The following is a 19,807-nucleotide window of genomic DNA, read 5'->3' on the forward strand; positions in this document are numbered from 1 at the left end:
GTGGATTGCGCCGGTTCGTCCGGGGACTATGCTCTTTCACCCACAGCGGGGCAGCGAGGTCGTGTCTGGCCTTGCCCCGCGTGTCGGTCCGGGGGTCATACCGGGGGTGGTCGCGACTCCACGTGTCCGGTTGGTACGAAAAGTGGGGTCTTGACCGTCGAACGCCCGCTGTGGTCGTCTTCGGGAAACCCGTTTCCCATGGACCTCGTGTCGCTCGTCACCGCAATGCTCGCCGGCGAAGGAGAGACGCTGCCATGAAGGCTGCCATCGTGAGTGGTGCAGTTCGGTACGTCGCCGCTGGGCTGGGCGCGGCTCTCGTGCTCATCGCCTGTGGTGCACCCGAGCCACCACCAGGAGCGGGCTTCAGCAGTATGACGGGAGGCAGGGAGGTCGAGGTTCCCGCGAAGCCGGCCCAGCCGGTCACGCTGAACATCCTCGACGTCGCCGGCGACCTGCAGTTCACCCAACCGATGATCGACGAGTTCGTCGAGGAGAACCCGGACATCGTGAGCCGGGTGACCTACTCCAAGTCGCCCGCGCCCGAGCTCACCGGCAAGATCAGGGCCCAGCAGGACGCCGGGCGGGTCAACATCGATCTCGTCCTCACCGGCAACGACGGCCTGGCGGCCGGGATCTCCCAGGAACTCTGGATGCCACTGGTGCCCAAACACCAGATGCGGCTGACACACATGAACGACTATCTCCCCGCGGCGAGCAAGATGCAGTGGCTGGCCCAGGGCTACGGCGCCGTCGTGATGTACGACCCGTCCGGCCCGCTCCTGGAGTACAACCCGGAGAAGGTCCCCAGTCCGCCCACGAACGCCGACGCACTGCTGGCGTGGGCGAAGGAACACCCGGGGCGGATGATGTACGCCCGACCCGCCAACTCCGGTCCGGGCCGGACGCTTCTGATGGGGCTGCCCTACATCCTCGGCGACAAGGACCCGAAAGACCCGGTGAAGGGCTGGGACAGGACCTGGGCCTACCTGAAGGAACTCGACAAGTACATCGAGTACTACCCGTCCGGTACGACCGAGACGATGAAGAACCTCGGCAACGGCAGCGTCGACCTCATCGCGTCGACGACCGGGTGGGACATCAACCCGAGGGTGCTGGGCACGGTGCCCAAGGAAGTCGAGATCGCGGCGCTCGACGGCTTCCACTGGATCACCGACGCCCACTACGCGGTCGTACCCCACGGCGTGTCCGTGCAGAAACAGGCGGCGATCCTGCTCCTGCTCGACCACATGCTGAGCGTGGAGCAGCAGGCGAAGATCTACGACGACGGCACGTTCCTGTTCGGTGCGGCGGTCAAGGGCGTGACGCTCGACATGGCACCGCCGGCAAGCCGAAAGATCCTCGAGGAGTTCGGCCGCCCCGAATACGACCAACTCATCGACGACCACCCCACCGAGACACCGCTCGACGCCGACGCACTTGTCAAGGCGTTCGACAAGTGGGACCGCCTCATCGGCGGGTCGAAAGTCAAGGAGTCATGACAGCGCTACCCGCCAGCCGCCCGCGCTCCACTCCTCGCTTCGCTGCGATGCTCACGCGGGAGGCCGGCTCATGACATCAACCGACGCTCGGACCGACGGGTTCGAAGGACTGACCCTCGAACGCGTGTCGCGCCGGTTCGGTGACTACACCGCACTCCACCGGCTCAACCTCACCATCAAGGCAGGTGAGTTCATCGCCCTGCTCGGCCCGTCCGGGTGCGGCAAGTCGACGGCGCTGAACTGCCTGGCCGGTCTGTTGCCGCTTTCCGGCGGCCGGATCTGGCTCGACGCCGAACGCATCGACACCGTTCCTTCGGAGCGGCGCGGCTTCGGGATGGTGTTCCAGAACTACGCGTTGTTCCCGCACATGTCCGTACGCAAGAACATCGGCTTCGGCCTTGCCATGCGCAAGATTCCCGACGCGGAGATCAAGCGCCGGGTCAACGACGCCCTCGCGCTCGTACGTCTGGAGGAGCACGCGAACAAGCTGCCCGACCAGCTCTCCGGCGGCGAGCAGCAGCGGGTCGCGATCGCACGGGCGATCGTGCTCGAACCCGCGCTGGTGCTGATGGACGAGCCGTTGTCCAACCTCGATGCCCGGCTCCGGCTGGAGATGCGTACCGACATCCGCGGGCTCCACCAGTGGCTCGGGTTGACGACGATCTACGTTACGCACGACCAGGAGGAGGCGTTGTCGCTCGCCGACCGGCTGGTCGTTCTCCGCGAGGGGCGCACACAGCAGATCGGCACGCCGGAGCAGCTCTACAGCCAGCCCGCCAACCGTTACGTCGCCAACTTCATGGGTTACCGCAACGACTTCGAGCTGCGGGTCCACGCGATCGACGGGCGCGGCGGTGTCCTCGTGGCGGGGAACGGATGGGCCCTGCATGGCGCCGCACAGGCCCGGCTCACGGTCGGCGACCCGGTGGTCGCGATGGCACGGCCCGAGGACCTGGTGGTCGTCAGGCCAGGCGGCGATCCGCGTGGTCCTCAACCCGCGTGGGCAGCCCCACGGGCGCCGTCCCCCGAAGGCCGTCAGGGGCAGGGATCCTCGCCTGGGCATGAGGCCGGCCAGGGCCAGACCGGCGACGGTCCGACTTCTCCCCCGGGCGCACCCGGGGTGGAATCCCCGACCAACCAGTGGGGCGTCCACAACGGCATCGAGGTCCGCGTCGAGGTCTGCGAATACCAGGGACGCGAACTCGCCGTCGAAGGTCGCACACCGGACGGCACCCGGATCCACCTGCTGACCCCGCACCGGTTGGCGCCCGGCGACCGGGTTCAGGTGACGATCCGGCCGGAACGCATCCTGGTCTATCCGTCGGGGACCCGCGATGACACGCCCCGAGGACGCCACCGGTGACCCACGACGAGCAGCTGACGATCGATGTGGACGACGACACCGGCGGCAAGCCGGCCCTTCGCCACCGGCTGGCCGAGCACGGCATCGACCGGGTGCTGCTCCTGCTGATCCCCGCCGCGTTGTTCTTCGGTGTGCTGTTCGTCTACCCGTTCTTCTATGGCGTGGGACTGTCGTTCCAGCCGGAGACCGGCGGCAGGTTCGCCAACTTCGCGCGGTTCTGGGCAGACCGGCACCTGCGCGACACAGTTGCCACCACACTGTGGCTGGCCATCCCGGCGACGGCAGTCAACGTCCTCGCCTCCGTTCCGGTCGCGTACCGGCTGCGCGGTCGAGTCCGTGGGAAGAGGTCGCTCACCACGCTGCTCGTCGTGCCCGTCACCCTCGGCACGGTCCTCACCGCGGAAGGGCTGTTGACCTACCTCGGGCCGACGGGGTGGTTCAATCGCACGCTGCGCACGCTTGGCCTCATCGACGAACCCCTGCAGCTGATCCACAACTACTGGGGCGTGTTCTTCTCCCTCGTCATCACGGGTTTCCCGTTCGCCTTCCTGTTGACGCTCTCCTATCTCACCGGCATCGACCCGACGCTCGAACGCGCCGCCGCCACGCTCGGCGCCGGTCGCTGGCAACGCTTCCGCCACGTCACGCTGCCGCTGCTCGCGCCCGGGCTGGCGATCGTCTTCTGCCTCAACTTCGTTCTCGCGTTCTCGGTCTTCCCGTCCGCCGTGCTCGTCGGTGAGCCCGCCGGGGAGACCCGCGTCATCGCCATCGCCGCCTACCAGGCGGCGTTCGAGCAGTACGACTACACCATGGCGGCGGCGATCACGATGGTCATGGGCGGCGTGGAGTTCGTCGTCATCGCGGCGATCCTCGGGTGGCGTTCCCGGCTCTACCGCGGTGCGACGAGGGGACGGGTGTGATGGTCACGCGCAGTACGGCAGCGATCCGCGCCACGGCGCGCCGGGAGCGCTCCGAACGCCGTTCCGCCCGGCGTCAACAGCGTTCCGACTTCCACCCGCCCCAGCGCGAGCGGCGCCGGCTCGTCGCCAGTCCACTCGGCTGGCTGGTCCTCGGCATCGTCGGCTTCTTCCTCGTCAACCTGGTTGGCGTCTTCGGCGCCGTCCTGGCGAGTTCCTTCGCCACCCGGTGGTTCGACACCTGGCTCCCGGAAGGCTGGACCACGCAGTGGTACACCCAGGCGTGGGAGGAGTTCGGGCTGCTGTACGTGCTCCTGGTGACGCTGGAGGTCTCCGCCGCGGTCGTGGGACTGTCGGCGCTGATCGGTGTGCCGGCGGCCTACGTGCTGGCCCGGCGGGACTTCCCCGGCAAGCGCCTGGTGATGTTGGCGTTCCTGCTGCCGATCGTGATCCCGCCGATGACCTACGGCGTGCCGCTCGCGACGGCGCTCTACAAGTACCACCTGGCGGGGACGCTCATCGGTGTGGTGCTCGCCAACCTCGTCCCCTCGGTGCCGTTCCTCATCCTCGTGCTCACGCCGTTCATCGAGCAGATCGACCCCAACATCGAGGCCGCGGCCAGGATGTGTGGAGCGACGACGTGGGACGTCCTGATCCGCATCCTGTGTCCCCTGCTCGCACCGGGGATCCTCGCCTCGTGCATCCTCGTACTCGTGCGGTCTGTCGGGATGTTCGAACTCACCTTCCTCACCGCTGGTCCAGGGTCGGAGACCCTGGTCGTCGCGTTGTACTACTCCATCTCGGCGGCGGGAATCCGCGCGCAGCAGTCCGTCGACGCGATGGCGGTCATCTACACCGGGTCGATGCTGGTCCTCCTCCTGATCGCCCTGAGGTTCGTCAACCCCACGCAACTCGTGGCCGAGGTCAAGGAAGCACCGCCGAAATGACGACCATCGTCGACGCCAGTGTCATCGTCAGCTGTCCGGGCCGGAACTTCGTCACCCTGAAGATTCGTACCGACGACGGCGTGTCCGGCGTGGGTGACGCGACGCTCAACGGTCGCGAGCTCGCCGTCGCGAGCTATCTCCGCGACCACGTCTGCCCGCTGCTGATCGGACGGGACGCCCAGCGGATCGAGGACACCTGGCAGTACCTCTACAAGGGCGCGTACTGGCGGCGCGGTCCCGTCACGATGGCCGCGATCGCCGCCGTCGACACAGCCCTGTGGGACATCAAGGGCAAGCTCGCCGGCCTGCCCGTCTACCAACTCCTCGGCGGCCGCAGCCGCGAGGGCGTCACGGTCTACGGCCACGCCAACGGCGAGTCGGTGGCTGAGGCCGTCGACGACGTGGCCCGGTTGGTCGATCTCGGCTACCGCGCGGTCCGGGTGCAGTGCGGCATTCCCGGCATCGAGAAGATGTACGGCGTGCACAAGGGTTCGACGCCGTACGAACCCGCCGGTGCCGGTGCGCGCCCGGTCGAGGCGACCTGGTCCACACAGCGCTACCTCACCCACGTTCCCCGGCTGTTCGAGGCGGTCCGAGACCGGTTCGGGCCCGATCTCACCTTGTTGCACGACGTCCATCACCGGTTGACGCCGATCGAGGCGGCGCGGCTCGGCAAGCGGGTCGAGGACTACGCCCTGCACTGGTTGGAGGATCCGGTCCCGGCCGAGCTGCAGGAAGGATTCCGGCTGATCCGGACGCACACGACGACACCCATCGCCGTCGGCGAGGTCTTCAACTCGATCTGGGACTGCCAGCAACTGGTCGCCGAACAACTCGTCGACTTCGTCCGCGCGACGGTCGTCCACGCGGGCGGGATCACCCACCTGCGGCGGATCTTCGACTACTGCGCGCTCTACCACGTGCGGTCGGGCTCGCACGGCGCGACCGACCTGTCGCCCGTGTGCATGGCCGCGGCGCTCCACCTCGACGTGGCGATCCCGAACTTCGGGCTTCAGGAGTACATGCCCCACGCCGAGGTGACCGACGAGGTGTTCCCACGCAGCTACCGGTTCGCCGACGGCTACCTGCATCCCGGTGAGGAACCCGGTCTCGGCGTCGACATCGACGAGAAGCTCGCGGCCCGCTATCCGTACCAACCGGCCTACCTTCCGGTGAACCGGTTGACCGACGGCACCGTGCACAGCTGGTGAGCAGGCTCATGGCCTCCCCCGACGCGCTGCCACTGACAGGTGAACGCACCATGCCTGGCATCTGGCACGAGAACTACTGGTTCCGCCGCCACGAGGTGGTCTACCACTGGGTGGCGGAGCAGTTCCTCGCGGCGGGGGCGGGACCGTCCTGGCGGGTGCTCGACGCGGGCGTGGGCGAGGGCTACGGCGCGGACCTGTTACGGCGTACGACCGGAGCCCGGGTGGCCGCACTCGACTACGACGCGGACGTGACGGCACACGTGCGCAGGACCTATCCGGACGTCCCGGTGCTGCGGGGCAACCTCGTGGCGCTGCCGTACGCCTCGCACGCGTTCGACGCGGTGGTCAGCCTGCAGACGATCGAGCACCTGTGGGACCAGCCGGCGTTCCTCGCCGAGTGCGTCCGCGTCACCCGGCCAGGCGGGCGCATCGTGCTCTCCACACCGAACCGGTTGACGTTCCCACCGGGGAACATCTGCCACGCACATGAGCTCGTCGGCAGTGAGCTTCGGGCGTTGCTGGAGCGGGCCGGACTCGAGGCGACGACGGTCGCCGGTCTCCACCACGGCGAACGGATCCTGGCCTGGGACCACCGACACGGCGACCTCGTCAAGGCCCAGCTCGCCGATCCGCCCGATGACTGGTCGCCCGAGCTGGCGGCCTTCGTCACCAGCCTCGTCGACGAGGACTTTCACCTGCGCGCCGGGATCGGCGAAGGCGCTCTGCCCGACCTCGACGCCTCGCTCGACCTGCTGGCGGTCGCGAACGTCCCCTCCTGAGGCCGGTCAGGGACGGACGACGCGCTCGACGACGCGTCCGGCCACGAGGTAGACCGCCGCGGCGATCCCCCAGTTGACGAGGGTCTGCTTCATCGCATCGGCGAAGGTGAAGACGTCGGCGAACGGCCCGTCCAGCCAGCTCGCCAAGCCCAGGACGCCGGCCACGATCTCGTTGTCCTGATTGGCTCCCAACGCCGTGAGGATCGCGCCGAGCGCCATGACGAGGGCCGCCAGCACGGCGACCGCGAAGACCACGGTCGCCACCACCTCGCGCGCCTTCCCGACCAGAGAGCCGGTTGGGCGCTTCCGGTCCCCCGGCGTACGCCGGCCGTCCGCACGCCCCGATGACGGCGCTGACGGCGGCGGTGCTGACGGCGGCGGGGCCGCCGAAGCCTCCCGCGCCGCCTCGTCTGGCGCGGTCGCTGGTTCGGCGGTGGTGGGATCTGCTGACACGTTGCTGTCTGCTGTGGTGCTGCGCGCGTTGTCCGGCACGGCCGCTCCCCTCGACGACACCTCGAGGGTAGGCCACCAACCGGCTCACGCACCCTCGCGACGCCGTCAGATGTCGGAATCCGACCGCCTCTGGGGACTCCGTGTGGCCTACGGGTCGAGGCCTTTGTCCTCCAGCCAGTCCTCGGGGTCGATCGTGTCGTAGAGACCACCGTTGTCCGGGCGTACCTCGAGGTGCAGGTGTGGTCCGGTCACGTTGCCGGTCGCGCCGATGTAGCCGATCACGGTACCGGCCTCGACGCTGCCGGACGACCGCTCGAAGCGGGACATGTGGCCGTAGAGCGTGACGGTGCCGTTGGCGTGCAGCACCTTGATCCTGTTGCCGTAGGCGCCGTCCCACCCGGAGGCGATGATCTCTCCCGAGCCCACCGCGCGAATGGGTGTGCCGCTCGGCGCCGCGAAGTCCAGTCCGTGGTGCGACGACGCCCAACGGTTTCCGCTGGCCCCGAAGCGGCCGGTGAGGTGGTACGACTCCAGCGGAAGAACCCAGTCAGGCCTCCTGGCTGCTTCCACTGCTCCACGCTTCGCGGCCGCCTTCTTCGCCGCGGCCTTCCTCGCTGCCGCCTTCTTCGCCGCGGCCTTCTTCGCTGCCGCCTTCTTCGTTGCCGCCTTCTTCGCCGCGGCCTTCTTCGCTGCCGCCAACTTCGCGTCGGCCCGCAAACGCCCGGCCCGCTCGCGAGCGGCCCGGGCGCGAGCAGCATCGCGGGCGAGGTGGACATCCGCCCCCGCGGCACGTTCCCCCGTGCCCGAGGCGGCGGCCGGCTGCGGTGTCGCGGACGTTCCACCAACGGCCACAGCCGTTCCCACACCGGCACCGCACACCGCCAGTGCCGTCGCCACCATCGTCAACGGAATCTTGCGCCACCGAAATGTCCACAGAGTGCGAATACGCCGCAAGAAGGACTCCACAACGGTTACCTCGAAAACGTAGACGGCACACCTGTTCGCCCTGTCGAGACGAAATGTGCCGTGCCCAACGGTGGGCGTGGGGTCGCCAATGAATCGGCGGTCTTCGACCGCGCCCCCGGTGTGCAGGCGCCCAGGCGGACTCTGTTTCTCTGGCCGGGTGAGAGAAGGAAGATGCACGCACGTCGACACCGACGTTGCTGCCGAATTCCGCTCACCGGCCGCGGACAGTCCTAACAGAGGACTTTTCGCCATGCCAGCCCTGCGCAGGTGCGCACCTACGATTCCCGCTCGTAGTCGGAGTGGAAATACGTGCGTTAAAGTCGAGCCCCGCGGCACCGAAAAGCCGCGGCCGCCAATTCACACAGGTGCAATGTCACGCCTGGCCGGGCTCGGTAGTTCGTCCATGCCTGGTTGGCGGTGATGCGTCGATAACGGGATTTATCCGCGAAGTACGAATCGGCGTCGAAGCCGCGAGCATCCGTACGATGATCCGTAGGAGGAATATTTGTGGCGTGACACGGATCACAGCCCTCGGACGTTATCCATCAACGACACGTCGGATCTCTACCTGATGATCCGAGGTGTCTTCGACACATTTCCGCCCAACCTGCGGGAAAGGATGGCGGGATGCCCCGATTTGGACAGCTCGAAGAACAGGTCATGCTGCGCGTATGGGCGGCCGACCACCCGGTTCAGGTGCGCGAGGTTCGGGAAGCGTTGCTGCCTGACCGGAGTCTTGCCCACACCACCGTGATGACCGTTCTCGACAAGCTTTTCCGCAAAGGGTGGTTACGCCGCGAGACCAATGGTCGGGCCTATCGCTATTCGCCGGTCATGTCCCGGGAGTCCTACACCGCCGCGCTCATGCACGAGGCGTGGTCGGCGGCGGAGAATCCGGCGGCCGCCCTCGTCTACTTCATCGAGGCGATGAACGCGGACCAGATAGACGCGCTTCGTGACGCGCTGCGGGTCGTCCTGCCCGCACCGAACGGGAGCACGGACTCCGACACCACCGTCCACGAGACCTTCGTCAACGACCCGACCCTCCGCGACCCCACCGTCAGCGGACCTGCGGACCACGGCGCCACCCGGCCCTGACCAGCGGTGCCCAGCCCACGACGAACGACCTACGGGCCGCCGACCCCGCGGGCCTTCGCCGCTGCCTCTTCGGCACCCCGAGCCAGACCTTCGAGATACTCCCGGTGACTCGCCTCCGCCGCGTGGACGGCACGTCGGTCCTTCACGAAGCGCGCCGGCACACCAGCGACGATCGCGTAGTCGGGTATCTCACCGCGCACCACCGCGTGTGCGCCGACCACGACACCGGTCCCGACAAAGCTTCCGCGGAGAACCGTGGCCTTGGTTCCCAGCCAGCAGTTCGGCCCGATGCGTACGGGCGACTTGATGAGGCCCTGGTCCTTGATGGGAGCGGCGAGGTCACTCGTCACATGGTCGAAGTCGACGACGTAACACCAGTCCGCGATCAGGCTCGCGGCGCCGATCTCGATGTCCAGATAACAGTTGACCGTCACGTCGCGGCCGAACACGCACTTGTCTGCGACCCGGAGCGTTCCCTCGTGGGCGTGCAATCTGGTGCCGTCGCCCAGGTGGACGAAGCGCCCGAGCACCAGACGTCCGTATCCCTTGCGTACCTGCAGATCCACCCGCCGACCGAGGAAAACGAACCCTTCGGTGATGACATCGCGATGCCTGATCCGCAGCAGCAGAAAGCGCCAGTAGCGCACAAGGTGGTACGGCGTGAAGGCGCGATGGCGGATGATCCAACGCAGGCTGGCGAGGGTGAGGAACCTGGCCTGGCGCGGATCTCGGACGCGGCGTCGCACGGCATCCGACCCTACGACGCCGGTACGCCACACGTGCACCCGACACGAGTGCGTCGTGCCAAAAGCAGGTTCGGCTTCGACGGGTGCCGAGACGAGCAGCCGAGATGAGCAAGGGCCCGCGGGAAGGAATCCCGCGGGCCCTTGCTCAAGAGCAGTTGCTCCTCTGGTGGCCTAACTCAGATCACGCGAACGTGGTCAGACAGTGCGGACGTTCTCGGCCTGCGGACCCTTCGGGCCCTGCACGACGTCGAACTCCACCCGCTGGTCCTCGTCCAGGCTGCGGTAGCCGTCGGCAACGATCGCGGAAAAGTGGACGAAGACGTCCTGACCGCCGTCGACGGAGATGAAGCCGAAGCCCTTGTCAGCGTTGAACCACTTGACGGTCCCTTGCGCCATGTTCCTGATTTCCCCTCGCGGAGACGTTGGTGCAGTGCCCGAACCTCACGAGCACCGAGTCGCCACGGGGGTCCTATCCCCGCGTGTCGAATCCCGCGGACGAAGAGTTTGACGCGGCCGGCCACAGGAGGCTGTCACCGGCGCACATTGCACACTTCGACGTACGTCTTGTCGAAACGACGAACGACCGCCGAGGACGGTACCACGGGTGAGCGCCCTGTGACCATGGTCCCTGTTTGTCCGCTAACAGCTGGAATCTTCCGTTAAGGTCGTACGCCGGTGATCGAGACGTTGTAGTACAGCTCGTCCGGCACGACCGGCTTCAACCACCTGTCGACGGCGCAGAGACGTTGCCAGCCGCGGTACGCGAACCTGGCCCAGCCCCACCCCAGGCGCCCCGGTTTGACCGCGTGCTCGAAGGTGCGGACCGGCCAGCCGAACCATGCCGCGGTCAGCTCGTCGGTGACGGTATGCACGTCCACCGCGCCCGCCCGCGCGGCCATCCGCGCGAGGGTGTCGGGATCGAAGGTGTGCAGATCGACGACCGCCTCCAACGCGGCGGCCCGGGAGGACTCGTCGAGTTCCTCCTGGGGCCGCGCCCACGTCTCGCGCAGGGCCGGCAGCCGGGTCACCCGTGTCGCCGCCCACCAGGTGGCCTGGGACAGCTTGCGGGCGATGCGGTCGCCGTACCGGGTCGGCTCTCCGCAGATCACGAACCGGCCCTCCGGCTTGAGGACCCGCAGCATCTCGCGGAACGCCTCCTCGACGTCGGGGATGTGGTGGATGACCGCGTGCCCGATCACGAGGTCGAACGTCTCGTCGGGGTAGGGCAGACCCTCGGCGTCGGCGACCCGGCCCTCGACCTCGAAGCCAAGCCGGCGGGCGTTGCGCTTGGTCGCCTCGACCATGCCCGGCGAGAGGTCCGTGACGTGGGCAGCGTCCAGAACGCCTGCCTGCTTGAGGTTCAGCGTGAAGAACCCGGTGCCGCAGCCGACCTCGAGCGACGTCGCGTAGGGCCAGCCGGCCGCACCCGCCACGGCGACGAACCGGTCGCGGGCATAGCTGATGCAGCGTTCGTCGAACGAGATCGACCACTTGTCGTCGTAGGTCTGCGCCTCCCAGTCGTGATAGAGGACGTTGGCCAGCTTGGGATCGCCCCAGGCGGCCTCGACCTCTTCGGCGCTGGCGTTGGGGTGGGGATTGGGCGTGGGACCGCCCGTGGACCTCGAGTGCTCGGAGCGTGCCATCGGGTCCTCCTCAGCGTCCGGTGAAGGTCGGTGTGGACTTCTCCACGAACGCCGACATGCCGATCCGGCGGTCCTCGGTCGCGAAGAGCGCGGCGAAGTTCTGACGTTCGATCTCGAGGCCGGTGGCGAGGTCGACGTCGAGGCCATGGTCGATCGCGGCCTTGGCCGCCCGCAACGCCTGCGCCGGCCCGCCGACGAACTGGGCTGCCCATGCCCGCGCGGCGGCGTAGACGGACGCGCCCGCCGTATCGGGTTCGGCAGCTGGATCGGTCTCGACCACCTCGTCGACCAACCCGATCGCGTGAGCGTGCTGAGCGTCGATGAGACGCCCGGTGAAGATCAGGTCCTTCGCTTTCGCCGGTCCCACCAGGCGGGCAAGTCGCTGGGTGCCGCCCGCGCCCGGAATGATGCCGAGCTTGATCTCAGGCTGGCCGAGCTTGGCCGTGCTCGCCGCCACCCGGCGGTCCGCGGTGAGAGCAAGCTCACAGCCACCGCCGAGTGCGTAGCCGTTGATCGCTGCCACGACCGGCTTCGGAATCCGCGCCACCGCGTCGAACGACGACGTGAGCCCGTGGGACCGGATCGCCATGTCGGAGTAGGACATGTCGATCATCTCTTTGATGTCCGCCCCCGCGGCGAACACCTTCTCACCTCCATAGAGGACGACCGCGGCGACGTCGGCACGCCCGGTGGCTTCGACAGCGGCCGCCCGGATCTGTTCCTGCATCGCCGTGTCGAGCGCGTTCATCGGCGGTCGATCCAACCTGATCGTGCCGATGCCGTTGTCGACCTGCAGGCGTACAAATGCGTCCACGCGCGAAGCCTTCCTCTCGTTGTCCGGATCCGGCATCGCGGCGAGCCTAGCTCCCGCGGCGGACGCATTGTCCATTTCGCGGACCATCCGCCGAGCCGTGTTCCTGCGCGAGGCCAGCAACGGTACGAGACGAGACAGTTGTATGTGGCAAGTATATTCTTGGGTGGGCCAGATCGCTTTCGCCTCACGACAGGAGCGTTGACCACCGGATGAGCGCGACCGGCTCACAACCTGCGTCAGAACCGCCGACCACAACTACATCTGGCACAACTCCACAAAGCACTGAACGGCCTTCGTTCAGCCACAAGCAGATCATCGAGATCGTCTGGGCCCTTCTGCTGTGCCTCTTCGTCACCTCGCTTTCAGCGACCGTCGTCGGCACCGCCCTCCCCACGATCGTCGGCGATCTCGGCGGCCAGGACCAACTCGCCTGGGTCGCGAGCGCCACACTTCTCACCACGACTGTCTCAACCCCCTTGTGGGGCAAGGTTTCCGACCTCTACGGTCGCAAGCCGCTGATGCAGATCGCGATCGCGGTCTTCGTCGTGACCTCGCTCTTCGCCGGCCTCTCGCAGACGATGGGCGAACTCATCGCCGCCCGCGCCGCACAGGGCGTGGGCATGGGCGGCGTGATCGCCCTGTCGCAGACGATCATGGCCGACATCGTGAGCCCTCGAGAACGCGGCCGCTACGCCGGGTATCTCGGAGCGTCGTTCGGCGTCGCCACCGTGGCCGGTCCACTCATCGGCGGGTTCCTCGTCGACGGTCCGGGCTGGCGCTGGTGCTTCTACGTCGGTATCCCGATCGCCGTCGTCGCCTCCATGGTGCTGCAGAAGACCCTGCATCTTTCGTTCGTACGAAGGAAAACCCGGATCGACTGGCTCGGCGCGACGTTCATCACGGCGTCGGCGTCGGCACTGCTGTTGCTGCTCTCCCTTGCCGGACAGGAGTTCGCCTGGGTCTCGCCATGGTCCGCCGCGCTGGTGCTGGTGAGCCTGGTGAGCCTGGTCCTTGCGGTGCTCGTCGAGCGACGGGCGACCGAGCCGATCCTGCCGCCGCGGCTGTTCCGCAGTCCGACGTTCTGCCTCACCGGGATCGCGGCGTTCTTCGTGGGGGTCGCCATGTTCGGCGCGATGATCTACCTTCCGCAGTACCTCCAGGTCGTACGCGGGAAGAGCCCCACCGTCTCGGGCCTGCTCACCATTCCGCTGGTGATCTGCATGCTGTCGGTGTCGATGGTGTGCGGCCGCGCGATCACCCGGTGGGGGCGCTGGAAGGTCTTCCCGCTGGTCGGGCTGCTCCTCGTCGCCACCGGGTCGGCCCTGCTGTCGACCCTGCGCGCGGACACCGACCTGGTGGCCGTCTGCGCCTACATGGCCGTCTTCGGTTGTGGGCTCGGCCTGACGATGCAGGTGCTCGTTCTCGCCGTCCAGAACACCTCCGAGGTCCGCGACCTGGGCATCGCCACGTCGTCGTCGACGTTCTTCCGCTCCATGGGAGGTGCCGTCGGAGTGGCGTTGTTCGGCGCGATCCTGACCTCGGGCGTCACCGCGTCGATTCCCGAGGTCCTGGCCAGGCGTGGTGCCCGGGCGCCCTCCGAGGACTCCCTGTCCTCGCACCTGGGTACACCTGCCGAGATCGGTGCCCTGCCCGAACCGCTGCGTACGGCGATCCGGGAGGGGTTCACGCTCGGGTTGGACCGGATCTATCTGCTCGCCGTACCCCTTGTGCTGCTGGCGTTCTTCGCCCTCCTCGCGGTGAAGGAGGTGCCGCTGCGGGGAAGAGTGCCCGCAGCGGTGGACCTTTCCGGTGGCGTGGAGACCCCCGGTGGCGGAGCGATCTCGGAGTGTCGACACCACCCTTCCCACGCGCGGCCCAATGCTGGAAGGATCCCACCCGAGCACGAGTAACGTCGCCGGCCCGAGGCCCGAAGGAGTGCCCCCATGCCCGAGGTCACCGCTGTCATCTCCCGAGCGAAGGACGCCCCTGTCACCCTGGAGACCATCCACGTGCCTGACCCGGGCCCAGGCGAGGCGCTGGTTCGCATCCAGGCGTGCGGGGTCTGCCACACCGACCTGCACTACAAGCAGGGCGGCATCGGCGACGACTACCCCTACCTGCTCGGGCACGAGGCGGCCGGGATCGTCGAGTCGGTCGGTGACGACGTGGCCGACGTCGCCCCTGGCGACTTCGTGATCCTGAACTGGCGGGCCGTCTGCGGCCAGTGCCGGGCCTGCCGCCGCGGCCGGCCGTGGTACTGCTTCGCCACCCACAACGCCACCCAGAAGATGACCCTCGCCGACGGTACCCCGCTCTCGCCGGCCCTCGGCATCGGCGCCTTCGCCGAGAAGACGCTGGTGGCCGCCGGCCAGTGCACCAAGGTCGACCCGCAGACGCCGGCTACCGTCGCGGGGCTGCTCGGCTGCGGGGTCATGGCCGGCCTCGGCGCCGCCCTCAACACCGGCGGCGTCCAGCGCGGCGACTCGGTGGCCGTCTTCGGCTGCGGAGGCGTGGGCGACGCGGCGATCGCCGGTGCTGTCCTCGGTGGAGCTACCACGGTGATCGCGGTCGACGTCGACGACCGCAAGCTCGCGTGGGCCAAGGGGCTCGGCGCCACGCACACCGTCAACGGTCGGCAGGAGGATGCGGTCGAGCGGATCCGCGAGCTCACCGGCGGAAACGGCGTCGACCTCGCCATCGAGGCGATCGGCCTGCCCGAGACCTACAAGCAGGCGTTCTACGCCCGGGACCTGGCCGGCACCGTCGTCCTGGTCGGCGTACCGACCCCGGAAATGACGATCGAACTCCCCTTCCTCGACGTCTTCGGCCGGGGCGGCGCGCTCAAGTCGTCGTGGTACGGCGACTGCCTGCCCTCCCGCGACTTCCCCATGCTCATCGACCTGTACCGTCAGGGACGGCTCCCCCTGGACGCCTTCGTGAGCGAGGAGATCGGTATCGACGCGGTGGAAGCGGCCTTCGACAAGATGCACGCCGGAGAGGTCCTGCGTTCCGTGGTGGTGATCAAGTGAGCACGCCCAGCATCTCCGGCGCCGGCGGGGCGCGCATCGATCGGGTGGTCACGTCGGGGACCTTCAGCCTCGACGGCGGCACCTGGGAGGTCGACAACAACGTCTGGCTGGTCGGCGACGACAGCGAGGTGCTGGTCGTCGACCCCGCCCACGACGCTCCGGCCATCCTCGCCGCGGTCGGCGACCGCGACGTGACCGCCATCGTGTGTACGCACGGACACAACGACCACATCAGCGCCGCCGGGGATCTCTGGGACGCCACGAAGGCGCCGATCTGGCTGCACCCGGGCGACCGGATGCTGTGGGACACCGTCTATCCCGACATGGCACCCGGCGGCGAGCTCTCCGACGACCAGCGGTTCACCGTCGCCGGTGTCGAGATCCGCGCCCTCCACACCCCCGGCCACTCCCCCGGCAGTGTCAGCCTGCGGGCACGTGACCTCGACGCGGTGTTCACCGGTGACACGCTGTTCGCCGGCGGACCCGGTGCGACCGGTCGTTCGTACTCCGACTTCGAGACGATCATCGCGTCGATCCGCGACCGACTCTTCACGCTGCCGCTGGAGACGGTCGTCTACACCGGGCACGGTGACACGACGACGGTCGGGTCGGAGATCCCGCACCTGCAGGAGTGGATCGCCCGCGGCTGGTGACAGGCGGGCCGGCCGCGGCTGGTGACAGGCGGGCCGGCCCCGCCGGGCTGAGACCAACGCGCGCTGCTGCCGGCCTGCGCCGCAAATGACCACGTTGGGTATGCCTGTGGACCTGTGCCGGGCGTCTATGCATGTTCCAGGTACCACAGGCATACCCAACGTGGTCATTGTCTGCAGGCGCCCACCGCGGCAGCTATCCCGGGTGGGCTGTCTTTGCGATAGGCGCGCTACTCCCCCGGACTTCCACAGGTGCCAGAAGCGCCTCAGTTGCAGAAGCGCCTCAGCTTTCCCTTGCGCGGCCGAAGGCGGCCGCCCGTGCGCCGGCCGATGGCGACGACGTACGGGCATTGCCAGACTCGGAAGGCGCAGAGGGAACGCGCCAGCCGAGGAGTGCGCATGAGCCAGCTCAGCACCGACCTGCGGACCACGATCGAGTCGCAGGGCTATGTCGTCGTCCAAGGCGTCGTACCGCGCGCGGCGACGGAGGCAGTCGTCGCCGACATCTGGCGGCACACAGGGGCACGGCCCGACGACCCGGAGTCGTGGTACGCAAAGGGCATCGTCGCCCCCACCGGCATGATCGAGATGTACCACTACGCCTCGATGTGGAACACGCGCCAGCACGAACGGGTCCACGCGGTCTTCGCAGAGATCTTCGGCACCGAGCGGCTGTGGGTGAGTCTCGACCGGGCCAACCTCAAGCCGCCAGTGCATCCGGACCATCCCGACTACGACCACAAGGGATTCATCCACTGGGATGCCGACATCGCGGCGTACCCCGACGTGCCGTTCCGGGTGCAGGGCGTGCTGGCGCTCGTCGACACGGACGAGTCGATGGGTGGCTTCCAGTGCGTACCGGAGATCTACCAGGATCTCGCCGGCTACCTCGAACGCCATCCACCGAAGGACGGCTCGCGGGTGCCGGACCTCTCCGGCTACGAGGTCACCAAGATCCCGTTGAGTGCCGGGGACATGGTGATCTGGACCAACCTGCTACCGCACGGAAACGGGCACAACACGTCCGACCGACCGCGGCTCGCACAGTACATCTCGATGGGTCCCGCACCCGCGGACGGCGAGAAGGAGGACTACCGCGACCACCGTGTCACCGTGTGGCGGGAGAACCGGGCACCGACCGAAGGCGGGTCACCGTTCCCCGGCGACCCGCGCCGGATCGAGGAGACACGTACGCAACCCGCACCGCTCACGTCACTCGGACGCAGGCTGCTCGGCGCCGATCCCTGGTAGGAGTGCGGTCGGGAGTACCGGTGTCCCGGCGTTCTGGTTGAGGGTGCCCCTTGGTGCCCCTCAACCAACGGGCGCTCGTAAGAGGGCACCCTCAACCAATCCCTCGAGAGGGTGGCGCCGGCTCCGTCACGGCGTCCGTCGTCGGTGCTCGCTCCTGCGACGGTCGGGGCACACGGACGCCCTTCTCGAGCGCGTGCGTCGTGGCGTCAGCCCCCTTGGACCGTTGCTCGACGAGACCGCCCGCTCCCTTGTCGAGGAAACGCAGGAGTTCCACCGGGAACGGCAGGACCACGGTGGAGTTCTTCTCCGCTGCGACTTCCACGATCGTCTGGAGCAGTCGTAGTTGGAGCGCGGCCGGCGTGTCCGACATCGCGCCCGCGGCCGCCGAAAGCTTCTTCGAAGCCTGGAACTCCCCATCGGCGGTGATGATCCGCGACCGCCGCTCGCGCTCGGCCTCTGCCTGGCGTGACATCGACCGCTTCATCGTCTCCGGCAGGGCGACGTCCTTGATCTCCACCCGGTCGATCGAGACGCCCCACCCGACGGCCGGGCTGTCGATCATCAGCGCGAGCCCTTCGTTGAGCCGCTCACGGTTGCACAGCAGGTCGTCGAGCTCGCTCTTGCCGATGATCGAACGCAGCGAGGTCTGCGCGACCTGAGCCACCGCAAACGTGTAGTCCTGCACCTCGACGCAGGCCCGGATCGGGTCCACGACGCGGAAGTAGACCACCGCGTCGACTCGCACGGTCACGTTGTCGCGAGTGATGCCTTCCTGGGCCGGCACTGGCATCGTCACGACCTGGATGTTGATCTTGTGCAGCCGGTCCACCACCGGAATGATCGCCGTCACCCCAGGGGTTCGCAGGTGGTCCTGGACCCGGCCGAGACGAAACACCACGCCTCGCTCGATCTGGCGTACGACGCGGACGCTGGCCGCGAGCCCGACCACGACGAGCGCCAAGACCGTGAGGACGATCGCGAGCGCCATGCTGACCTCCTCGTCAGCAACCTGCCTCCACCCCCCAGCCTATGCCCGGGTTCGAAAGCGCCGGCGCTCTGGCGCTCTGCCGCAGGTACTTTCGCGGCAATCACCGCATTGCGTGCGGAGAAGCAGCCGGACTCCGCCCGGACGCTCACGGGAAAACCGCTGGCGCTCCTGCAGTGGCCGGCGGCGTCGGCGAACTCAGCTCCTGGGGAGACGAGGCTAGAGGCGTGGGGCGCCGTTGACCGGGAGGAGGACGGCGTAGAGCGACGTCGTGGCGCAGATGAAGAGCCGGTTGCACCGTGGGCCGCCGAACTCCACGTTGGCGACGGTCTCGGGCACCAGCACCTTGCCGATCAGGGTGCCGTCCGGGTCGTAGCAGTGCACCCCGTCACCCGCGCTCGCCCAGATGCGGCCGCCGTCGTCGAGCCGGAACCCGTCGAAGAGGCCCTCCGTACACACCGCGAAGACGTCACCTCCCGACAGCGACGCACCATCGTCGGAGACGTCGAACGCGCGCATGTGTCGCGGCCCGTCGGCCGCGTGCGTGGCACCGGTGTCGGAGATGTAGAGGCGCCGCTCGTCCACCGAGAAGGCCAGCCCGTTCGGGCGTACGAAGTCGTCGGCGACGATCCGCACCTCCCCCGTCGCGGGATCCCACCGGTAGACATGGCAGGCGCCGATCTCGCTCTCCGCCCGGTGGCCCTCGTAGTCGCTGTCGAGGCCGTACGCCGGATCGGTGAACCACACCGAGTCATCGGAACGGACCACGACGTCGTTGGGGCTGTTGAACCGCTTGCCCTCGAACGTGTCCGCCAGGACGGTGACCGATCCGTCGTGCTCGGTCCGGGTGACGCGCCGGTTGCCGTGTTCGCAGCTGACAAGGCGGCCTTGACGGTCGACCGTGTTGCCGTTGGAGAACCCCGCCGGCGCGCGGAAGACGCCGACCTTGCCGCTGGTCTCGTCCCACCGGAGTTGGCGGTCGTTCGGAATGTCGCTCCAGACGAGGTAGCGTCCCGCCGCGAAGTAGGCCGGTCCCTCCGCCCACCGGCACCCTTCGTAGAGCTTCTCGAGTCGGGCACTGGTCTTGACGCATGAGGCGAAACGTTCATCGAGGATCTCGAAGGTCGGGGACGCGTCGGACATGCAAAAACCTCCAGCTCGGACGGGGCACCCACGCGGGACAAAAGGCACCGTCACGGACGCTAGCGGGCCCTACCTTTCCGGCGCGAGAGGGTACGACGGCCGATCCAGGCTCGCCGGGCGCGAGAACTCGGCGCTCGGTGGTGACCGGCCCTCCGGAGGTCGGGCTGATCACCTCCAGCGGGTGTCAGGGACGAAACTCGGGAGGTGGTCCGCCGGACGCCTATAATTTCGGTGCGCCGCGACCTGGCGAACCAGGCGCGGACGGTGCCGCGCAGGCGGCACACCGGCATGCCCTCGCCGCCGTGAGGGTAGC

At 68.1% G+C, this 19,807-nt stretch carries 19 protein-coding genes; 11 read left to right on the forward strand and 8 right to left on the reverse strand.

What is annotated here, in order from left to right; translation table 11 throughout:
- Window positions 1-254: 254 nt before the first annotated feature.
- The 6 genes from ABN034_RS09910 to ABN034_RS09935 all read left to right on the forward strand — a co-directional run bounded on the left by ABN034_RS09910 (window position 255) and on the right by ABN034_RS09935 (window position 6,716).
- Window positions 255-1,499 carry an extracellular solute-binding protein gene (locus ABN034_RS09910; protein WP_349690698.1) on the forward strand — a complete coding sequence of 415 codons (1,245 nt, stop codon included), beginning with the start codon at window positions 255-257 and terminating at the stop codon, window positions 1,497-1,499.
- A gap of 70 nt (window positions 1,500-1,569) precedes the next feature.
- Complete coding sequence (locus ABN034_RS09915) at window positions 1,570-2,862, forward strand: ABC transporter ATP-binding protein (protein WP_349690699.1); 1,293 nt, start codon at window positions 1,570-1,572, stop codon at window positions 2,860-2,862.
- Entirely contained in the window at window positions 2,859-3,782 is a 924-nt protein-coding gene (locus ABN034_RS09920; RefSeq protein ID WP_349690700.1) for an ABC transporter permease, read from the forward strand. Before ABN034_RS09915 ends, ABN034_RS09920 begins: the two co-directional genes overlap by 4 nt.
- Window positions 3,782-4,726, forward strand: coding sequence for an ABC transporter permease (locus ABN034_RS09925; RefSeq protein WP_349690701.1), 945 nt, complete (start codon window positions 3,782-3,784; stop codon window positions 4,724-4,726). The genes ABN034_RS09920 and ABN034_RS09925 overlap by 1 nt, the downstream gene beginning before the upstream one ends.
- Window positions 4,723-5,937, forward strand: coding sequence for a D-mannonate dehydratase ManD (manD, locus tag ABN034_RS09930; RefSeq protein ID WP_349690702.1), 1,215 nt, complete (start codon window positions 4,723-4,725; stop codon window positions 5,935-5,937). The genes ABN034_RS09925 and manD overlap by 4 nt, the downstream gene beginning before the upstream one ends.
- Entirely contained in the window at window positions 5,934-6,716 is a 783-nt protein-coding gene (locus tag ABN034_RS09935; RefSeq protein WP_349690703.1) for a class I SAM-dependent methyltransferase, read from the forward strand. Before manD ends, ABN034_RS09935 begins: the two co-directional genes overlap by 4 nt.
- Before the next feature lie 6 nt (window positions 6,717-6,722).
- Here the strand turns inward: ABN034_RS09935 and ABN034_RS09940 are convergent, their stop codons facing one another.
- Both ABN034_RS09940 and ABN034_RS09945 read right to left on the reverse strand, forming a co-directional pair.
- Window positions 6,723-7,208 carry a hypothetical protein gene (locus ABN034_RS09940; protein ID WP_349690704.1) on the reverse strand — a complete coding sequence of 162 codons (486 nt, stop codon included), beginning with the start codon at window positions 7,206-7,208 and terminating at the stop codon, window positions 6,723-6,725.
- Window positions 7,209-7,316: 108 nt separating this feature from the next.
- Window positions 7,317-8,123, reverse strand: coding sequence for a M23 family metallopeptidase (locus tag ABN034_RS09945; RefSeq protein WP_349690705.1), 807 nt, complete (start codon window positions 8,121-8,123; stop codon window positions 7,317-7,319).
- Between the two features lie 639 nt (window positions 8,124-8,762).
- Here ABN034_RS09945 and ABN034_RS09950 point away from each other — a divergent pair.
- Window positions 8,763-9,233 carry a BlaI/MecI/CopY family transcriptional regulator gene (locus tag ABN034_RS09950; RefSeq protein WP_349690706.1) on the forward strand — a complete coding sequence of 157 codons (471 nt, stop codon included), beginning with the start codon at window positions 8,763-8,765 and terminating at the stop codon, window positions 9,231-9,233.
- 29 nt (window positions 9,234-9,262) lie between these two features.
- Here ABN034_RS09950 and ABN034_RS09955 read toward each other — a convergent pair whose 3' ends face one another.
- The 4 genes from ABN034_RS09955 to ABN034_RS09970 form a co-directional block, all read right to left on the reverse strand.
- Window positions 9,263-9,979, reverse strand: a complete 717-nt coding sequence (locus ABN034_RS09955; protein WP_349690707.1) for an acyltransferase — start codon at window positions 9,977-9,979, stop codon at window positions 9,263-9,265.
- Between the two features lie 195 nt (window positions 9,980-10,174).
- Window positions 10,175-10,375 (reverse strand): cold-shock protein, encoded by a 201-nt coding sequence (locus tag ABN034_RS09960; protein WP_092656270.1) that lies wholly within the window; start codon window positions 10,373-10,375, stop codon window positions 10,175-10,177.
- A 263-nt stretch (window positions 10,376-10,638) separates the two neighbouring features.
- The gene (locus ABN034_RS09965) at window positions 10,639-11,622 is read right to left on the reverse strand and encodes a class I SAM-dependent methyltransferase (RefSeq protein ID WP_349690708.1); all 984 of its coding nucleotides are present in this window, start codon (window positions 11,620-11,622) and stop codon (window positions 10,639-10,641) included.
- A 10-nt stretch (window positions 11,623-11,632) separates the two neighbouring features.
- The gene (locus tag ABN034_RS09970) at window positions 11,633-12,436 is read right to left on the reverse strand and encodes an enoyl-CoA hydratase/isomerase family protein (protein ID WP_349690709.1); all 804 of its coding nucleotides are present in this window, start codon (window positions 12,434-12,436) and stop codon (window positions 11,633-11,635) included.
- Between the two features lie 209 nt (window positions 12,437-12,645).
- On the opposite strand from ABN034_RS09970, the gene ABN034_RS09975 reads away from it, so the two are divergent.
- The 4 genes from ABN034_RS09975 (at window position 12,646) to ABN034_RS09990 (ending at window position 17,366) form a co-directional block, all read left to right on the forward strand.
- On the forward strand, window positions 12,646-14,346 hold the full coding sequence (locus ABN034_RS09975; protein ID WP_349690710.1) for an MDR family MFS transporter: 1,701 nt from the start codon (window positions 12,646-12,648) through the stop codon (window positions 14,344-14,346).
- A 33-nt stretch (window positions 14,347-14,379) separates the two neighbouring features.
- Window positions 14,380-15,465: an S-(hydroxymethyl)mycothiol dehydrogenase gene (locus tag ABN034_RS09980; protein WP_349690711.1), complete on the forward strand. Its 1,086-nt coding sequence runs from the start codon at window positions 14,380-14,382 to the stop codon at window positions 15,463-15,465.
- A complete protein-coding gene (locus tag ABN034_RS09985) occupies window positions 15,462-16,118 on the forward strand; it encodes an MBL fold metallo-hydrolase (RefSeq protein ID WP_349326184.1) in 657 nt (218 codons plus the stop codon). Before ABN034_RS09980 ends, ABN034_RS09985 begins: the two co-directional genes overlap by 4 nt.
- A gap of 396 nt (window positions 16,119-16,514) precedes the next feature.
- Window positions 16,515-17,366, forward strand: coding sequence for a phytanoyl-CoA dioxygenase family protein (locus ABN034_RS09990; protein WP_349690712.1), 852 nt, complete (start codon window positions 16,515-16,517; stop codon window positions 17,364-17,366).
- A gap of 91 nt (window positions 17,367-17,457) precedes the next feature.
- Here ABN034_RS09990 and ABN034_RS09995 read toward each other — a convergent pair whose 3' ends face one another.
- Together ABN034_RS09995 and ABN034_RS10000 are read right to left on the reverse strand one after the other, a co-directional pair.
- On the reverse strand, window positions 17,458-18,354 hold the full coding sequence (locus ABN034_RS09995) for a slipin family protein (RefSeq protein WP_349690713.1): 897 nt from the start codon (window positions 18,352-18,354) through the stop codon (window positions 17,458-17,460).
- A 216-nt stretch (window positions 18,355-18,570) separates the two neighbouring features.
- Window positions 18,571-19,494: an SMP-30/gluconolactonase/LRE family protein gene (locus ABN034_RS10000; RefSeq protein ID WP_349690714.1), complete on the reverse strand. Its 924-nt coding sequence runs from the start codon at window positions 19,492-19,494 to the stop codon at window positions 18,571-18,573.
- Window positions 19,495-19,807 lie beyond the last annotated feature (313 nt).

The sequence above is a fragment of the Actinopolymorpha sp. B11F2 genome, assembly GCF_040195635.1.
GTDB lineage: Bacteria > Actinomycetota > Actinomycetes > Propionibacteriales > Actinopolymorphaceae > Thermasporomyces.

Bases quoted from the DNA above. Each gene is read 5' to 3' on its own strand.
- ABN034_RS09910 (WP_349690698.1), top strand. From the start codon at position 255: ATGAAGGCTGCCATCGTGAGTGGTGCAGTTCGGTACGTCGCCGCTGGG.
- ABN034_RS09915 (WP_349690699.1), top strand. From the start codon at position 1,570: ATGACATCAACCGACGCTCGGACCGACGGGTTCGAAGGACTGACCCTC.
- ABN034_RS09925 (WP_349690701.1), top strand. From the start codon at position 3,782: ATGGTCACGCGCAGTACGGCAGCGATCCGCGCCACGGCGCGCCGGGAG.
- manD (WP_349690702.1), top strand. From the start codon at position 4,723: ATGACGACCATCGTCGACGCCAGTGTCATCGTCAGCTGTCCGGGCCGG.
- ABN034_RS09950 (WP_349690706.1), top strand. From the start codon at position 8,763: ATGCCCCGATTTGGACAGCTCGAAGAACAGGTCATGCTGCGCGTATGG.
- ABN034_RS09960 (WP_092656270.1), bottom strand. From the start codon at position 10,375: ATGGCGCAAGGGACCGTCAAGTGGTTCAACGCTGACAAGGGCTTCGGC.
- ABN034_RS09965 (WP_349690708.1), bottom strand. From the start codon at position 11,622: ATGGCACGCTCCGAGCACTCGAGGTCCACGGGCGGTCCCACGCCCAAT.
- ABN034_RS09975 (WP_349690710.1), top strand. From the start codon at position 12,646: ATGAGCGCGACCGGCTCACAACCTGCGTCAGAACCGCCGACCACAACT.
- ABN034_RS09980 (WP_349690711.1), top strand. From the start codon at position 14,380: ATGCCCGAGGTCACCGCTGTCATCTCCCGAGCGAAGGACGCCCCTGTC.
- ABN034_RS09990 (WP_349690712.1), top strand. From the start codon at position 16,515: ATGAGCCAGCTCAGCACCGACCTGCGGACCACGATCGAGTCGCAGGGC.
- ABN034_RS09995 (WP_349690713.1), bottom strand. From the start codon at position 18,354: ATGGCGCTCGCGATCGTCCTCACGGTCTTGGCGCTCGTCGTGGTCGGG.
- ABN034_RS10000 (WP_349690714.1), bottom strand. From the start codon at position 19,494: ATGTCCGACGCGTCCCCGACCTTCGAGATCCTCGATGAACGTTTCGCC.